This window comes from Jujubicoccus corallicola (assembly GCF_047345645.1).
Classification (GTDB): domain Bacteria; phylum Pseudomonadota; class Alphaproteobacteria; order Rhodobacterales; family Rhodobacteraceae; genus JBLEFH01.
Map to the genome: position 1 here is coordinate 34,204 of NZ_JBLEFH010000003.1, position 16,545 is coordinate 50,748.

At 60.8% G+C, this 16,545-nt stretch carries 17 protein-coding genes; 8 read left to right on the plus strand and 9 right to left on the minus strand.

Going from position 1 to position 16,545, the window contains the following annotated elements:
* The first annotated feature begins 43 nt into the window (after nt 1–43).
* The 5 genes from ACMA5I_RS05325 to ACMA5I_RS05345 all read left to right on the plus strand — a co-directional run bounded on the left by ACMA5I_RS05325 (nt 44) and on the right by ACMA5I_RS05345 (nt 4,462).
* Nucleotides 44–349 (plus strand): FtsB family cell division protein, encoded by a 306-nt coding sequence (locus ACMA5I_RS05325; RefSeq protein ID WP_525885206.1) that lies wholly within the window; start codon nt 44–46, stop codon nt 347–349.
* A 94-nt stretch (nt 350–443) separates the two neighbouring features.
* Complete coding sequence (pdhA, locus tag ACMA5I_RS05330) at nt 444–1,454, plus strand: pyruvate dehydrogenase (acetyl-transferring) E1 component subunit alpha (RefSeq protein ID WP_525885207.1); 1,011 nt, start codon at nt 444–446, stop codon at nt 1,452–1,454.
* 12 nt (nt 1,455–1,466) lie between these two features.
* Nucleotides 1,467–2,864 (plus strand): pyruvate dehydrogenase complex E1 component subunit beta, encoded by a 1,398-nt coding sequence (locus tag ACMA5I_RS05335; RefSeq protein ID WP_525885208.1) that lies wholly within the window; start codon nt 1,467–1,469, stop codon nt 2,862–2,864.
* A 9-nt stretch (nt 2,865–2,873) separates the two neighbouring features.
* Nucleotides 2,874–4,187 carry a pyruvate dehydrogenase complex dihydrolipoamide acetyltransferase gene (locus ACMA5I_RS05340; RefSeq protein WP_525885209.1) on the plus strand — a complete coding sequence of 438 codons (1,314 nt, stop codon included), beginning with the start codon at nt 2,874–2,876 and terminating at the stop codon, nt 4,185–4,187.
* A gap of 59 nt (nt 4,188–4,246) precedes the next feature.
* Entirely contained in the window at nt 4,247–4,462 is a 216-nt protein-coding gene (locus tag ACMA5I_RS05345; protein WP_525885210.1) for an HVA1 family protein, read from the plus strand.
* A gap of 5 nt (nt 4,463–4,467) precedes the next feature.
* On the opposite strand, the gene ACMA5I_RS05350 is transcribed toward ACMA5I_RS05345, so the two are convergent.
* The 6 genes from ACMA5I_RS05350 to ACMA5I_RS05375 are packed head-to-tail and all read right to left on the minus strand — an operon-like array spanning nt 4,468 to nt 8,579.
* The gene (locus ACMA5I_RS05350) at nt 4,468–4,704 is read right to left on the minus strand and encodes a hypothetical protein (protein WP_525885211.1); all 237 of its coding nucleotides are present in this window, start codon (nt 4,702–4,704) and stop codon (nt 4,468–4,470) included.
* 4 nt (nt 4,705–4,708) lie between these two features.
* Entirely contained in the window at nt 4,709–4,912 is a 204-nt protein-coding gene (locus ACMA5I_RS05355; RefSeq protein WP_525885212.1) for a hypothetical protein, read from the minus strand.
* Between the two features lie 54 nt (nt 4,913–4,966).
* Entirely contained in the window at nt 4,967–5,803 is an 837-nt protein-coding gene (epsC, locus tag ACMA5I_RS05360) for a serine O-acetyltransferase EpsC (protein ID WP_525885213.1), read from the minus strand.
* A 48-nt stretch (nt 5,804–5,851) separates the two neighbouring features.
* Nucleotides 5,852–6,307: a type II 3-dehydroquinate dehydratase gene (gene aroQ, locus ACMA5I_RS05365; protein ID WP_525885214.1), complete on the minus strand. Its 456-nt coding sequence runs from the start codon at nt 6,305–6,307 to the stop codon at nt 5,852–5,854.
* Between the two features lie 60 nt (nt 6,308–6,367).
* The gene (locus tag ACMA5I_RS05370) at nt 6,368–7,120 is read right to left on the minus strand and encodes an SDR family NAD(P)-dependent oxidoreductase (RefSeq protein ID WP_525885215.1); all 753 of its coding nucleotides are present in this window, start codon (nt 7,118–7,120) and stop codon (nt 6,368–6,370) included.
* Between the two features lie 55 nt (nt 7,121–7,175).
* Nucleotides 7,176–8,579 (minus strand): aldehyde dehydrogenase family protein, encoded by a 1,404-nt coding sequence (locus tag ACMA5I_RS05375; RefSeq protein ID WP_525885216.1) that lies wholly within the window; start codon nt 8,577–8,579, stop codon nt 7,176–7,178.
* Nucleotides 8,580–8,793: 214 nt separating this feature from the next.
* Between ACMA5I_RS05375 and ACMA5I_RS05380 the strand changes: the two genes are divergently transcribed.
* The 3 genes from ACMA5I_RS05380 to ACMA5I_RS05390 are packed head-to-tail and all read left to right on the plus strand — an operon-like array spanning nt 8,794 to nt 11,776.
* Nucleotides 8,794–9,801 (plus strand): ABC transporter substrate-binding protein, encoded by a 1,008-nt coding sequence (locus tag ACMA5I_RS05380; protein WP_525885217.1) that lies wholly within the window; start codon nt 8,794–8,796, stop codon nt 9,799–9,801.
* Between the two features lie 51 nt (nt 9,802–9,852).
* Nucleotides 9,853–10,737 carry an ABC transporter permease gene (locus ACMA5I_RS05385; protein WP_525885218.1) on the plus strand — a complete coding sequence of 295 codons (885 nt, stop codon included), beginning with the start codon at nt 9,853–9,855 and terminating at the stop codon, nt 10,735–10,737.
* Nucleotides 10,730–11,776, plus strand: coding sequence for a quaternary amine ABC transporter ATP-binding protein (locus ACMA5I_RS05390; protein WP_525885219.1), 1,047 nt, complete (start codon nt 10,730–10,732; stop codon nt 11,774–11,776). Before ACMA5I_RS05385 ends, ACMA5I_RS05390 begins: the two co-directional genes overlap by 8 nt.
* Before the next feature lie 142 nt (nt 11,777–11,918).
* On the opposite strand, the gene ACMA5I_RS05395 is transcribed toward ACMA5I_RS05390, so the two are convergent.
* The 3 genes from ACMA5I_RS05395 to ACMA5I_RS05405 all read right to left on the minus strand — a co-directional run bounded on the left by ACMA5I_RS05395 (nt 11,919) and on the right by ACMA5I_RS05405 (nt 16,491).
* Nucleotides 11,919–12,572, minus strand: coding sequence for a hypothetical protein (locus ACMA5I_RS05395; protein ID WP_525885220.1), 654 nt, complete (start codon nt 12,570–12,572; stop codon nt 11,919–11,921).
* Between the two features lie 78 nt (nt 12,573–12,650).
* Entirely contained in the window at nt 12,651–15,401 is a 2,751-nt protein-coding gene (locus ACMA5I_RS05400; protein ID WP_525885221.1) for a TRAP transporter permease, read from the minus strand.
* A gap of 115 nt (nt 15,402–15,516) precedes the next feature.
* Nucleotides 15,517–16,491, minus strand: a complete 975-nt coding sequence (locus ACMA5I_RS05405) for a TAXI family TRAP transporter solute-binding subunit (RefSeq protein WP_525885222.1) — start codon at nt 16,489–16,491, stop codon at nt 15,517–15,519.
* Nucleotides 16,492–16,545: the final 54 nt, after the last annotated feature.

The window sequence follows — 16,545 nt, forward strand, 5'->3', positions numbered from 1 at the left end:
GCTTTTCTTTTGCCATAGTGAACAAAACATAAGAGCAGGCAGCATGAGCAAACGTCCCACATTCGCAGGGTGGTCTTTTGGCAAGATCGCGCCGGTCGCGTTTTTCGCGCTGGCGGGATATTTTGCGTTTACGGCCATCAGCGGCGATCACGGGATCTTCCGCCGGATCGAGATCGAAAGTGCGCAGGACGCCTTTCAGGGCGAGCTGGACACGCTGACCGACCGGCGCATGGCGCTCGAAAACAAGACGCGCCGCCTCTCCGATGATTATCTCGATCTGGAACTTCTGGACGAGCGCGCCCGCGCCACTCTCGGCCTCACTGCCGCCGACGAAATCGTCATCCGTTAATAAGCTTACAATTTGGTGAAAAAATGGGTTTCACCGTGACGCCACGTTCTTTATACTGATAGTTAGACGTTTAACTACTTTTAGAGGAAACGCCATGGCGACAGCAAGATCGACCAGCCGAAGCACAAAAGCGAAGGCACCCCCCCTCCCTAAGAAGGATGAATTGCTCAAGATGTATAAGGACATGCTCCTTATCCGTCGGTTTGAGGAGAAGGCTGGCCAGCTTTATGGCATGGGCCTCATTGGGGGGTTCTGCCACCTTTACATCGGTCAGGAAGCGGTCGTTGTCGGCCTTGAGGCCGCGTCCATCGAGGGCGATCAGATGATTACGGCCTACCGCGATCACGGGCATATGCTCGCCTGCGGGATGGACCCCAAAGGCGTGATGGCCGAGCTGACCGGCCGCGAGGGCGGCTACTCCAAAGGTAAGGGCGGCTCGATGCATATGTTCTCGAAAGAAGAGGACTTTTACGGTGGTCACGGCATCGTCGGCGCGCAGGTGCCGATTGGCGCGGGTCTCGCTTTTGCCAATAAATACAAAGAGAACAACAATGTCTGTATGACCTATTTCGGGGATGGCGCGGCCAACCAGGGACAGGTTTATGAGGCGTTCAACATGGCCTCGCTCTGGAAGCTTCCGGTGATTTTCGTCATCGAGAACAACCAATACGCCATGGGCACCTCGCTCAAGCGTGGCTCCTCCACCCCCAGCCTCTACACCCGCGGCGAAGCTTTCGCTATTCCGGGCGAAGCGGTCGACGGGATGGACGTTCTGGCCGTGAAAGCGGCGGGCCAGAAAGCCATGAAGCACTGCCGCGACGGCAAAGGCCCCTATATTCTGGAAATGAACACCTACCGCTATCGCGGCCACTCCATGTCGGACCCGGCGAAATACCGGACCCGCGATGAGGTGAACAAGATGAAGGATGAGCGCGACCCGATTGGCGCGGTCCGCAAGCTGCTCATCGAGAACGACATGGCGACCGAGGATGATCTCAAAGAGGTCGACAAGGAGATCAAGGCCATCGTCAACGAGTCCGCGCAATTTGCGCAGGACAGCCCGGAGCCGGATGAGTCCGAGCTCTACACCGAGATTTACGCATAAGGAGGGCACTGAATGCCGACTGAAATTCTGATGCCCGCATTGTCGCCGACCATGGAGGAAGGCACCCTTGCGAAATGGCTGAAAAAAGAAGGGGATGAGATCGCCGCAGGGGATATCATCGCCGAGATCGAAACCGACAAGGCCACGATGGAATTCGAGGCCGTGGACGAAGGCACGCTCGGGAAAATCCTCGTTGAGGAAGGCTCCGAGGGCGTGAAGGTCAACACGCCGATTGCGGTTCTGCTGGCTGAGGGCGAGAGCGCCGATGACATTGGCTCCGCCTCTTCGGGTGGCGGTGAGGCGAAAGCCGACAGCGGCGATGATGCGCCCGCCGCAAGTCAGGAGAGCGACGACGAGGATAGCGGTTCCGGCCCGAAAGCGCCGAAACATGTTGCCCCCGCTGCCGAGGAAATCCCCGAAGGCACCAAGATGAAGGAGCAAACGGTCCGCGAAGCGCTCCGCGACGCGATGGCCGAGGAAATGCGCGCCGATGAAAGCGTTTATCTGATGGGCGAGGAAGTCGCCGAATATCAGGGCGCTTACAAAATCTCGCAGGGGCTTCTCGACGAGTTCGGCGATAAGCGCGTTATCGACACGCCGATCACCGAGCATGGCTTTACCGGCCTTGCGGTTGGTGCGGCCTTTGGCGGGTTGAAACCGATTGTCGAGTTCATGACATGGAACTTCGCCATGCAGGCGATTGACCAGATCATCAACTCGGCGGCGAAAACGCGCTATATGTCCGGCGGTCAGATGGGTGCGCCCATGGTGTTCCGCGGCCCGAACGGCGCGGCGGCCCGCGTGGCGGCGCAGCACAGCCAGGATTACGCGGCATGGTACTCCCATGTGCCGGGCCTGATCGTGCTTCAGCCCTACTCCGCGGCCGATGCGAAGGGTCTGCTAAAATCGGCGATCCGCGACCCGAACCCGGTCGTGTTCTTGGAGAACGAGATCCTTTACGGCAAGAGCTTCGATGTGCCCGATATGGACGATTTCACCGTCCCGATCGGCAAGGCGCGCAAATGGCGTGAGGGCGACGATGTGACCATCGTGTCCTTCGGCATCGGCATGACCTATGCGCTCGAAGCCGCCGACAAGCTCGCAGAGGAAGGGATTTCCGCCGATGTGATCGACCTTCGGACCATCCGCCCGATGGATACCGATGCGATCCTCGAGTCGGTCAAGAAAACCAATCGCTGTGTGACCGTCGAGGAAGGTTTCCCGCAAAGCTCCGTCGGCAATTACATCACCTCGGTTCTGATGCAGCAGGCGTTCGATTATCTCGACGCTCCGGTCATCAATGTCTGCGGGAAAGATGTGCCGATGCCCTACGCGGCCAATCTCGAACGTCTCGCGCTGGTCACGACCGATGAGGTCATGTCCGCTGTGAAAACCGTTTGCTACAAGTGAGGAAAGATTATGCCAACTGAAATCCTCATGCCGGCGCTCTCCCCCACCATGGAGGAAGGGACGCTCGCAAAATGGCTCGTCAAGGAAGGCGATGAGGTCAACTCCGGGGACATCATTGCCGAGATCGAGACCGACAAGGCGACGATGGAGTTCGAAGCGGTCGATGAAGGCACCATCGGCAAGATCCTGATTGAGGAGGGCAGCGAGGGCGTGAAAGTGAACACGCCGATTGCGGTCCTGCTCGAAGACGGCGAAAGCGCGGATGATATCAAGGAGTCCGGCGGCGATAGCGGGTCGAAAGACGCGCCGAAGGAGGAGGCGAAAGCCGAGTCCAAACCGCCCGAGGACGACAAGCCCGCCTCCGATCAAAAGGTCGATCAGCCCGCCGCAGGCGCGGCGCCGAAAAAGGACGGGGAGCGGATTTTCTCCTCCCCCCTCGCGCGGCGCATTGCCAAGGAGAAGGGCATTGATCTCGCGTCGGTGAAAGGCTCTGGCCCGAAAGGCCGGATCGTCAAAGCCGATGTAGAGAACGCCAAACCGGGAGCCGCTCCTGCCGCCGAGGACAAATCCGATGCCGGGGCCGCGAAAGCGCCCGCAGCGGATGCCAGCGGCGTCGCGAAGATCTACGAAGGCCGCAATTACGAAGAGGTCAAACTCAACGGGATGCGCAAAACGGTCGCCGCCCGCCTCACCGAGGCGAAGCAGACCATCCCGCATTTCTATCTGCGCCGCGAGATCATCCTCGACGAGCTGCTCTCCTTCCGCTCGCAGCTCAACAAGCAGCTTGAGGAAAAGGGCGTGAAGCTCTCGGTCAACGATTTCGTCATCAAGGCGAGCGCGCTGGCCCTTCAGGATGTACCCGATTGCAACGCCGTTTGGGCGGGCGACAAGATCCTGAAAATGGAGCGTTCCGATGTCGGCGTCGCCGTGGCGGTCGATGGCGGGCTCTTCGTGCCGGTCCTCAAGGATGCGGATCACAAGAGCCTCTCGGCCCTCTCCGCACAGATGAAGGACATGGCGGGCCGCGCCCGTGACGGCAAGCTCTCCCCCGAGGAATATTCGGGCGGCAGCTTCGCGGTCTCCAACTTGGGCATGTTCGGCGTCGAGAATTTCGATGCGGTCATCAACCCGCCCCATGCCTCGATCCTCGCGGTCGGTGCGGGCGTGAAAAAGCCGGTGGTCGATGGCGATCAGGTCGTCGTCAAAACGGTGATGTCCGTGACGCTCTCGGTCGATCACCGCGTGATCGACGGCGCGCTCGGCGCCCAATGGCTGCAGGCCTTCAAGGGCTATATCGAGAACCCGATGACGATGCTGGCGTAACGCCGCAGACCAAAGAAGCCCGGCCCTCGCGCCGGGCTTTTTCTTTTGGAGGAAGAGACATGGCGGAGATAAAGGTCGGCGACACCGTCGAATGGGATTGGGGCCAGGGCACCGGGACCGGGAAGGTTACCGAGCGCTTTACCGAAAAAGTCACCCGCAGCATCAAGGGCACCGAGGTCACCCGCGAGGCCAGCGCAGACGAACCCGCCTTCCTGATTGAGCAGGAGGACGGTGACAAGGTGCTGAAATCACAGAGCGAGTTGCGCAAAGCCTGAGCGCGTCAGATCCCGCATTGCTCCAGAAAGGCGAGACGCGCCGCGCCGGTGCCGCGCATATCCGTGTCGATAAACATCCGCCGTGTCATCGGGCTGTCCACCACCATCCGCGCGCCATTCTGAAACTGCTCCAGCACCACATCGCTTGTGTAAAACGGCCCGCGGAGCCCCGGCCCTTCTTTCACCACATCCACCGCATGACGCGCGGTGCGGCCATCGGGCGCGCTGATCCAGACCATCACGCCGCTAACCCCCTGAAACGCCGCGCCGCTCCCGGTCGCCCAGAAAGAGGTCCAGATACTCCCCCTGCCCGCGCTTGCAAGACAGCGTCAGATCAAACGGACCCGTCGCCGTCATCGTCCGCGCAACGCCGTCTGATTGCTCCAAATCCCATGAAAATGCCGGTGCGCTGACCAGCAGCGCGGCCATAAAAACCCAAGATCTAACCATGATATCCTCCCCAACCCTGCGGGCAGAATAGCATTTTTTCGCCGTTTTTGGGGGTTAATCGGTGGTGTGGAAATGCTGGTCCATCGTGCGGGCGGGTTCCGGGCAGCCAGAGGTACCGACCACCCGCGCGGGAACGCCGGCAACAGTGGTCCGGTCCGGCACGTTTTCCAGAACGACCGAACCCGCCGCGACGCGCGCGCATTCGCCGATGCGGATATTGCCGAGGATCTTCGCCCCCGCCCCGATCAGCACACCGTCGCTAACCTTGGGATGCCGGTCGCCGCCTTCCTTGCCGGTGCCGCCAAGGGTCACGCCGTGGAGCATCGAGACGTTGTTGCCAACCGCCGCCGTCTCGCCGATCACCAGCCCGCTGGCGTGATCCACCATGATGCCGTGACCAATCGGGGCGGCCGGGTGAATATCCATATTCATCACATAGCTGACCCGGTTTTGCAGCCAGATCGCAAAGGCTTCCTTGCCCGCGCCGAGCATGTCATGGGCCAGACGCTGAGCGCTAATCCCATGAAATCCTTTGAAAAACGAGAGCGGCCGCAGCGGCGTTTTCGCCACCGGATCGCGCGAAACGATCGCGACGAGATCCCGCCAGGCGGTGTCGCTCAACGCCCCCGCATGGGCCAGAAAGGTCTCGCGCAGCGCGTCTTTGGGCATCGCATCACTCGCCAGAATCGCGGCCAGGCGCATCGCAATCGCCGCTTCGAGACTGTCGGCGGCCAGCAAATCGCGGCCAAAACGCTGCGCAACCGGATCGTCATTCAGATGGGCCCAACGATCCGCTTCGGCCCGCACCTCGTCCCAGACGGCATCCTTCTGCCACCAGCGCTCAGGCTTCGGGCTGAGATCGGCCTCAACAACGGCGCGTGCTTCGCTCATCTGCCTGTCTCCTTGCAGTCACCCCCGCGAGCATAACGCGGAACGGGTTCAATTACCAATTTGGCCCGCGGATGCAAGCAGCGATGCAATCCGGCGCATGGCAAGCGCGTAACCCTCTATGCCCAAACCACAAATCACCCCGTCGGCGCGGGCGCTGACATAAGAATGATGGCGAAACGACTCGCGCTTGTGGATGTTGGAGATATGCACCTCGATCACGATCCCCTCGAAGGCATTGAGCGCATCAAAAATGGCGACGGAAGTGTGGCTATAGGCCGCCGGGTTGATGATGATCGCCGCGGAAGTCTCCCGCGCGCGATGGATCATCTCGACCAGCGCGCCCTCATGGTTCGACTGTTCAAAGACGAGATCATAGCCCGCAGGCAGCCCCTCCCGGCACAGCGCTTCCACATCCGCGAGGGTTTCGCGCCCGTAAATCTCCGGCTGGCGCTGGCCGAGCAGGTTGAGATTCGGGCCGTTGAGAACGGTTATGGCATGCGTCATGGGGGTCCCCTCATTGGTCCGCGTGACGATAGAAAGCGGCGGCCTCCGGGTCAATGCGGCTCAGATCGAGCCCGCCTCGACCATGAAATTATTCGCCGTGACCATCGCCGCATCGTCGGAGGCCAGAAACAGCACCATCCGAGCGACATGCACCGGGTCGATCAGATCGGGCAAACATTGGTTTTTGCGGTGGTTTTCGATGGCCTCGGGCGTCACCCACAGCTCTTTCTGGCGCTCCGTCATGATCCAGCCGGGCACGACCGTGTTGACGCGGATCCGGTGCGGCCCGAGATCGCGCGCCATGCCGCGCGTCAGCCCATGCACCGCCGATTTCGCCGTGGTGTAGGCCGGCATCCCGCCCGACGCCTCCCACCAGCTGTTCGAGCCCATATTGATGATCGACCCGCCCCCGGCATCAATCATTCCCGGCGCAACTGCCTGAATGGCAAAGAACATATGGCGCAGATTTGTGGCGAAACGCTCGTCCCAATAGTCCGGCGTGACCTCTTCCCAGCCATGGCGATCATCGCGGGCAGCGTTATTGACGAGGATCTGTGCCGGGCCATTCGCCGACGCCAGTTCCGCAATCGCGGCTTTCAGCGCGTCGATGTCCCGTAGATCCGCCTCGGCAAATGTCGCGCCGGTCTCCTCGGCCATGGCGCGGCCCGCTTCGGCGTTGAAGTCGATGAACCCGACCTTGGCGCCCTGCTCCGCAAAGCCGCGCGTCATCTCGCCGCCAATGCCGCTCGCGCCGCCGGTGATGATGACGGATTTGCCCTTCAGGCTTGGGTAGTGCGCGAAGTGATGGTCCATGATGCCCTCCCGTTTGCGCCCACCCTGACGGGCGGAAGGGCGCGGCGCAACCCCCTCAAATCGTGCGTTTGTAGAGCCGCACCACCCACTGCGCCAACCGGCCATAGGGCGCGACATAACGGTGCGACAGCGACGGTCGGCGTTGGATCACCACGGGCTTCATGTGGCTGAAGGTCTCGAACCCCGCATCCCCATGATAGGCACCCATGCCGGACGCGCCGATCCCGCCAAAGGGCAGCACATGCGCGCCGACTTGCAGGATCGTGTCGTTGACCGCCATGCCGCCGGACAGGCTCTCTCTCGTCCACGCTTCGCGGGTGTCTGCGTCCTGCGTGAAGAGATAAAGCGCCAGGGGATGCGGGCGCGCGGCGACAAAGGCTTGCGCGGCTGTGCGGTCTGGCAGGGAGAGAATGGGGAGAAGCGGCGCGAAAATCTCTTCGCGCATGATCCGCGCATCCTCCGGCGGGTTCACCAGCGCCACGGGCGGCATTTTTCCGTTTTGCGGGGTGGTGCCGAAAGGCGCGATGATCTCGGTTCCGCGCGCCTCGGCCTCCTTCAAAAGCGCCGTCACCCGCGCCAGATGCGCGTCGTTGATGATCGCTCCGAGCGCCTCGGTCGCCAGCCCGTCCGGATACATCTCCCGCCACGCCGCCGCGACCTTTTCGGCAAAGGCGCGCGGGTCGTGGCCGATCAAAATGGCGTAATCCGGCGCGACGCAAAGCTGGCCGCCATTGGCGACGCGGCCATGGGCCAAACGCTGCGCGGTATAGGCGAGATCCGCATCCTCAGCGACAATGGCCGGAGATTTGCCCCCAAGTTCCAGCGTCACCGGCGTCAGGGTCTGCGCCGCCGCCAGCGCGACTTTTCGGCCAATCTCCGTCGCCCCTGTGAAGAGCAGATGGTCGAGCGGCAGCGCGGTCAGGGCCTGCGCCACATCCGCCCCGCCCGTGACCACCGCCACCTCGTCCGGCGCGAAAATCTCGCCGATCATCTGCGCGAGGATTGTTGACGTTTCGGGAACAAACTCACTGGGTTTCAGGATCACGCGATTGCCCGCCGCAAGGGCCGCAGCGAGCGGCGACAGCGTCAGGTTGAGCGGCACATTCCACGGCCCGATGATCCCGACAACGCCCTTTGGCTGCGGCACGATCCGGCCCGTCGCAGGCCACATATTCGGCGCGAGGGTCACATGGCGCGCCCGCATCCAGCGCCGCAGATTCCGCCGCGCCTGTCGCGCGGCACCGATGGCCTGAATGGTGTCATAAAACCGGCTTTCCCAAGGACTTCGCCCGCCGAAATCCGCATCAAGCGCCGCTAAAAACCGGTCCTCATAGCGCTCCAGCGCCGCCTCCAGCGCCTTGAGCCGTTTGAGCCGCGTCTGGTAGTCAGGATAAGGCTCCGCCGCCTGCGCCGCCTTCATCGCCGCGAACATCCCGGATAGATCACCCGCCGCCTGCATAAAGCCCCCCCTTTGTCATTTCACAGTTTCGCCCAGCACCGCCGCACAAGCGAGCCCCGTGACGCAGCGTCACTTATGCGGCATCGGAGCGCTCTTCACGTTGCGCTGCGGGAGCGCGATTTGCAATCTGGTCTCGCTTGTTTCACATTAGGGAACAGTGAACGTAAAGCGTGTCCTAACAGGACGCCAAAAAATCCCTGACAGGAGGATGACAATGAAGCTTTCCCGAAAGACACTTCTCTCGGCAACCACTGCGGCGGCACTTGGTGCGCTGGCCACCCCTGCTTTGGCGCAGGAAGAGTGCGGCGATGTGACGATTGCGGAGATGAACTGGGCCTCGGCGGGTCTCGCCGCATGGGTCGACAAGATCATTTTGGAAGAAGGCTATGGCTGCGATGTGGGTCTCGTCACGGGAGACACCGTCCCCACCTTCACCTCGATGAACGAAAAGGGCGAGCCGGATCTGGCCCCCGAGCTCTGGGTCAATGCGGTGAAAATCCCGCTCGACAAAGCGACCGAGGAAGGCCGCATCATCATCGCCTCGGAAATCCTGACCGATGGCGGAGTCGAAGGCTTCTGGGTGCCGACCGCGCTTGCCGAAGAGCATGACATCGTGACCATCGAGGATGCACTCGCCAAGCCGGAACTCTTCCCCGGTGCGGAAGATGACAGTAAGGGCGCGTTCTTTAGCTGCCCGTCGGGGTGGGCTTGCCAGATCATCACCGAGAACCAAGCCCGTGCGCTTGGTGCGGAGGACAAAGGGTTTGAAATCGTCGATCCCGGCTCGGCCGCGGGCCTCGACGGCTCGATTGCCCGTGCGTTTAACCGCGACGAAGGCTGGCTCGGCTATTACTGGGCCCCGACGGCGATCCTCGGCAAATATGAGATGACCAAGCTGGAGCTTGGCGTCGAGCATAACCGCGAGCAGTGGGATGAGTGCACCGTGGTCAACAACTGCCCCGAGCCAGCGCTGAACGAATGGCCGCGCTCGGATGTGTTCACCGCCGTGACCAAGGAATTCGCCGAGAGCAACCAGATTACGATGGACTATCTCGGTGAGCGCGCCTGGTCGAATGACACGGTGAACGAGCTGCTCGCTTGGATGGGCGACAATCAGGCCACCAATGAGGATGGCGCCTGGTATTTCCTTGAAAACTATGAGGATGTCTGGACCGCCTGGCTCGATGACGAGACCGCCGAAAAGGTCAGGGACGCGATCTAAACACACAAAGGCCGGGGCTCGTTCCCGGCCTTTTTACCCACAGGATGAATTATGGATTTTGTTGATTTTCCCGCCATGGGGCGCGGTGATCTGAGGGATATGCGGATCGCCATCGACACCGCCTTTCAGGGCTTCACCCGCGCCTATGGCGAAACGCTGGAAAACCTTTTTGAACCGATCGAAACGCTGCTGATCTTCTTCGAGGATCTGCTCATCGACAGCCCTTGGGTGCTGGTCCTCGCGGGGCTCGCGGGCCTCGTCTGGATCATGAGCCGCAGCACCAAGATCACCGTCGGCACGATCATCGCTATGCTGCTGATCGGCTATTTCGGCATGTGGGAAGACACGATGCGCACCATTGCCATGATCACCGTTTGCGCGCTGATTGCCATCGTTCTCGGCATCCCCATCGGCATCATCATGGCCCGCTCGGACCGGATGCAATCCATCATCATCCCCATTCTCGATTTGATGCAGACGATGCCGAGCTTCGTCTATCTCATTCCGGTCGTGATGATCTTCGGCCTCGGCAAGGTGCCGGGCGTGATCGCGGTGGTCATCTACGCCATCCCGCCGATCATCCGCCTGACCAATTTGGGCATCCGTCTCGTCTCCTCCGAGGTGATCGAGGCCGCCGATGCGTTTGGTGCGAATGGCTGGCAGAAGCTCAAAGATGTGCAAATGCCGCTGGCGCTCCCGACCATTATGGCGGGCGTCAACCAGACCATTATGATGAGCCTCGCCATGGTCGTCGTCGCCTCGCTCATTGGGGTGCGCGGACTTGGCCAGCCGGTTCTGCAAGCGGTTAATAACCAGTATTTTACCTTGGGCGTCATGAACGGCCTGGCCATCGTCGCCATCGCGATCATCTTCGACCGCGCGACGCAGGCTTATGGCAAACGTCTTCAGAAACATTCGGAGGTCGTCCATGGCTGATATTGAAATCCGCAATCTTTACAAGATTTTCGGGCCGGACGCTCAAGCGATGGTCGAGAAGGTCAAGAACGGCATGGGCAAGGAGGAGTTGAACGAAAAATTCAACCATGTCCTCGGCCTCAACGACATCAACCTGACCATGCCCGGCGGCAAGATCACCGTCGTCATGGGCCTCTCGGGCTCCGGCAAATCGACCCTCATCCGCCATATCAACCGGCTCATCGAGCCGACGGCGGGCGAGGTGATTTATCAGGGCAGCGACATCGTGCAGATGTCCCCGAACGCCCTGCGCGAGTTCCGCCGCCACAAGACCGCGATGGTGTTCCAGAAATTCGGCCTCCTGCCGCACCGCACGGTGATGGGCAACACGATCTATGGGCTGGAAATTCAGGGGATCAAGGACAGCGAGGCGCGCCAGCGCGGCCAGAAATGGATCGAGCGCGTCGGCCTCAAGGGCTATGAGGACCACTATCCCAACCAGCTTTCGGGCGGCATGCAGCAGCGCGTCGGCCTTGCGCGCGCGCTCACCAATGACGCCGATATCCTGCTCATGGATGAGGCCTTTTCCGCCCTCGACCCGCTGATCCGCATGGACATGCAGTCGGTCCTTCTGGACCTTCAGGAGGAGTTGCAAAAGACCATCGTCTTCATCACCCACGACCTTGATGAGGCCCTGCGCCTCGGGGACAAGATCGCCATCCTGCGCGACGGCGCGATGATCCAGCAAGGCACCGGCGAGCAGATCGTCCTGCGCCCTGCGGATGACTATATCGAAAGCTTCGTGCGGGAGGTGAACCGCGGCAAGGTCATCACGGTCAAATCCATCCTGCGCAAGGGCGAGCGGGCCGAAACCCCGGTGACGCTCCCCAAGGACACGCTCCTCGAACAAGCCGCCCGCGAGCTGACCAACGCCGAAGTACGCTTCGCCAATATCGTGGACGAGGGTGGCGAGCATCTCGGGATGATCACGCTGACGAAAACGGTGGCCGAGATGATCGCGCCGGATGAGAGCGAAGAGGTGGATACGGAGGCGGCGTGAGTAAGCAATTTAGCTTGGACAGATAAGGCTCAAAGGCGGCATCGTGGCGATAGAATTATAGCGCTTTACGATGCCGCTTTATAAGTTTCAGGATTGAAGTATTCAGATCGTCAAAATTACTAATAACCGGCACTATTTTCGGCTAATTCGAAGATCTAGCTATATCGGCCAGAACCTCTGTTGCTTCAGCGCTTAAGTAGCTATCGCCTATCGTCCGAGGAACTATGTATCTTTCAGTTGCACCGATAGGCTCTTTTTCCAACCAAGCTCCAACCTTCTTTCCAAGCGCAATAATCCGGCTTGGCGCTAGCTTGTCGATAATAGGAAGCAGGTAGACTTCGCGACAACGACGCATCACGTGGGCATGCGGCATTTTGTCCGACCGCGTCCGAAAAGGACACCAGTTTAAATAAGCAATCTCAGACTGGTTTTCTCCGCAAGCTTGTAAGACCGGTTCGACAATTCGCCACAGGTTCCAAGTTTGCATATTTGTCGCGCACTTTTCACAAAGAGCCAATGTCTCTTCGAGGGAGGCTTCACCTTCGCGGCACCTTTCGATCAATGGCAGGAGGTCCGCATCTTCCGCTGTCCTAATATATGTATCGCCACCACCTCCCGGGTTAATACCTAGCAATACGGTTCCACCTTTCTGATAGTCGCGCCCAACAAATCCAGCCTGTGGTATGATCGCATCTAAGGGTTCGCTGATCGGCATTTGCTGATCTTCTGAACCGAAAATGTCAGATCGCTCTATTCGCAAGGCCTTTGAGAAAGCTAGATATATATCATTATTCATTTTTGGAAATCTCAGCAGTTAATAATTTAAAACGGCCCCGAAGGGCCGTTTTTCTTTTCTCATCTCAACCGATCCCGCTTAGGTCAGCCCCTGCTCTTCCGCCCGGGCTTCGGTGTCGCCGCGGCCGTGGGGGTTGCGGCGGCGCTGTGCCCAGATGACGAGGGCGAGCAGCAGGAAGGCCGGGATGTAGAGCAGGTATTTCGACGGTTGCGGCACCGGGCGCTGGACCGATAGGACTTCCTGATCCCAGTCGAGACCCGCTTCGGCGGCGGCGCTGTCGAAGGCCACATCGTCGATAATGGTCGCCCCGTCACGCTCGACAAGGGTGATGCCCGCATCGGCGATCCGCTGGTCCCCGGAAGCTGCGTCGGACATCTCGACCAGCGCGACGAACTCCAGCGGCTCGCCATATTGGTCGATGCCCGAGACCCGGAGGCGCAGCGCCTCGCCCGCTTCGGTATTCTCCGCCGCCTGCACGATCTCGGCGGGCTCGCGTTCCACATAGGGCGGCGAGACCATGTCCATCCAGAAGCCCGGACGGAAGATCGTGAAGGCGATCAGCACCAGCGCGGCCGTCTCCCAGATCTTGTTGCGATCGAGGAACCAGCCCTGCATCGCCGCTGAGAACAAGAGGAGCGCAATCGTCGCCGTGATGAAGACGAAGATGCCCTGCACCCATCCCACATCAATCAAGAGCAGATCGGTGTTGAAGATGAAGAGGAAGGGCAGAAGCGCCGTGCGCAGCGAGTAGATGAAGGCGACCACACCGGTCTTGATCGGGTCCCCGCCGGAGACGGCGGCGGCGGCGAAACTCGCGAGGCCCACAGGGGGCGTCACATCGGCCATGATCCCGAAATAGAACACGAAGAGGTGGACCGCGATCAGCGGCACGATCAGCCCGTTCTGCTGGCCAAGGGTCACGATGACCGGGGCGAGCAGCGACGAGACGACGATATAGTTCGCCGTGGTCGGCAGGCCCATCCCCAGCACCAGCGACAGGAAGGCCGTCAGTGCAAGGATCGCGAGGATATTGCCGCCCGAGAGCACTTCGATGACTTCGGCAAGCGCGGAGCCCACGCCGGTCTGGCTAACCGCGCCAACGATGATGCCGGCGGTCGCGGTCGCGATGCCGATGCCGATCATGTTGCGGGCGCCCGAGACGAGGCCCTCCACGAGATCGCCAATACCGGAGCGCAGTTCCGCCCCGACATCCCCCGCCTTACGCATGATCGCGAGAATCGGGCGCTGTGTGACGAGGATGAAGATCATGAAGCAGCTTGCCCAGAAGGCCGAGAGACCCGGCGACAGGCGTTCCACCATCAGCGCCCAGACGAGGACAACCACCGGAAGGATATAGTGATAGCCGGAGCGGGCCACGGGGCCGGGCTTGGGCAACGCTTTAATCTCGTCCTCCACATCCATTTCCAGCGGTTCCTCTTTCGAGGCGATCCAGAGCAGGAAGAGATAGGCGGCGGTCAAAAGCGCGAAGATCACGTAAGGCGCGGCGTCCCCGAAGGCGGGTTTGATCCAGCCCATCAGGTAATAGACCGCGAAGCTCAGTACGCAGACGAAGATGATCGCCATGGCAATCCCGAGCAGGCGCTGTTTCAGCGGGCTTGGCTCGTAGGAGCGCGGCAGGCCCTGCATCCCCGATTTCAGCGCCTCAAGATGGACGATGTAAACGAGGGCGATATAGGAGATCACCGCAGGCACGAAGGCGTGTTTGACGACTTCGGTGTAAGGAATGCCGACATATTCGATCATCAGGAACGCGGCCGCGCCCATGACGGGCGGCATGATCTGACCGTTGACCGAGGAGGCCACCTCAACCGCACCGGCTTTCTCAGACGAGAAGCCGACCTTTTTCATGAGCGGAATGGTGAATGTGCCGGTGGTCACCACGTTCGCGATGGAGGAGCCCGAGATCAGGCCCGTCATCGCCGAGGAGACAACCGCCGCTTTCGCCGGTCCGCCGCGCATGTGCCCCATGAGCGAGAAAGCCAGTTGGATGAAGTAGTTCCCTGCCCCGGCCTTGTCGAGCAGCGAGCCGAAGAGGACGAAGAGGAACACGAAGCTCGTCGAAACCCCGAGCGCGATGCCGAACACGCCCTCGGTCGTGATCCACTGGTGGTTCACCACTTCGGAGAGCGAGTTGCCCTTATGGGCAATGAGGTTCGGCATATAGGGGCCGAGGAAGGTGTAGACGAGGAAAACGGAGGCCACGATAACCAGCGCCGGCCCAAGCGAGCGGCGGGTGGCTTCGAGAAGCAGCATGATGCCGATCACGGCGGCGACGTAATCCTGAAGGATCGGCGCGCCGACACGGCCCGCAATATCCGCGTAGAAGATGTAGTAATAAAGCGCCGCGAGGGTGCCGACGATGGCCATGGCCCACTCCCAGGGGGCCACGTGATCCTTGGGCGAGCCAAGCAGAACGCCGCCCGCCACCGCGAGGGCGACCACCGGGATCCACCATGTCGGGACCGCATCTTTCGCGCCGAACATGAAGAGGAACGCCAAAAGCAGCGGGATGCCGACGCCAATGACAAGCTGCACCGGCGAGCGCGCACCCGGATAGGCGCAAAAGGCGAGGAAGATCGCAAAGCCGAGATGGATCGACCGCGCTTCGGTATCGTTGAACACGCCGAAATTCAGCGCGAAGGGAATGGGAGACGCGATCCAGAGCTGGAACAGCGACCAACAAAGCGCCACAACAAGAAGCAAGGTGCCAACCGGTCCGGTCGGGTTCCGCCCTCCTGTGTCGCTGGCTGCGACCATTTCGTCCAGTTCTGACTGGCTCAGGCCGTGTTGCTCATCGGTGTGACTCATGCCGTTCTCCCTTACTTTTTGTTATGCGGCAAAGACCAGTTTCGCGCGCCGCGCCCGTTACCCGCGAGCACACGAAAAAGAGGCCCCCGGAATCTCCGGAGGCCCCATAGGCGGGTTACTCGACCCAGCCCTGTTCGCGGTAGTAACGCGCCGCGCCATCATGGAGCGGTGCGGAGAGACCCGCCTGAACCATTTCTTCCTGGCTCAGCTCGGCAAATGCCGGGTGCAGGCCCTTGAAGCGGTCGAAATTGTCAAAGACGGCTTTCACCACCTGATAGACAGTTTCTTCATCCACATCGGAGGACGACACGAAGGTCGCGCGCACACCGAAGGTGTTGGTGTCTTCTTCGATGCCTTCATAGGCCGACGCCGGGATCGTTGCCGCTGCGTAGAACGGGTTTTCTTCGATCAGCGCGTCGATCGCATCGCCTTCCACGGCCACGAAATTCGCGTCGCAGGAGGAGAAGGCTTCCTGGATCGAGCCATTCGGATGGCCGACCTGATAGACGAAGGCGTCGATCTTGTTGTCGCACATGGCCTGCGCCTGCTCGGTGGCTTTCAGCTCCGAAGCGAGGGCGAAGTCATCGGTGGTCATGCCCATGGCGTTCATCACGACATCCATGGTCGCGCGCTGGCCCGAGCCGGGGTTGCCGATATTCACACGCTTGCCGGCGAGATCTTCAAAGCTCTCGATGCCCGCATCGGTACGTGCGACAACGGTGAACGGCTCCGGGTGGACCGAGAACACAGCGCGGAGATTTTCGATGGCGCCGCCATCTGCAAAGCTCTCTTCGCCGTTATAGCCGTAATATTGCTGGTCGGACTGGGCCACACCCATGGTCTGGTCGCCCGCCTTGATGGCGTTGATATTGGCCACCGAGCCGCCCGTCGAGGGCGCGGTGCATTTCAGCCCATGCTCGGCGGTGCCGCGGTTCACCAGACGGCAGATCGACTGGCCCACAACGTAATACACGCCGGTCTGACCGCCGGTGCCGATATTGATGAAGGTCTCTTCCTGTGCCTGAGCTACCCCCGCAACGCTTACCAGCGCGGTGCCAGCAGCCAGCATCTTCATGGTTTTCGTGAACATGATCACTCCCTTGTTGTTCTCTGTGGGACAGAATTGCTGCCCCGCCATCAGCGG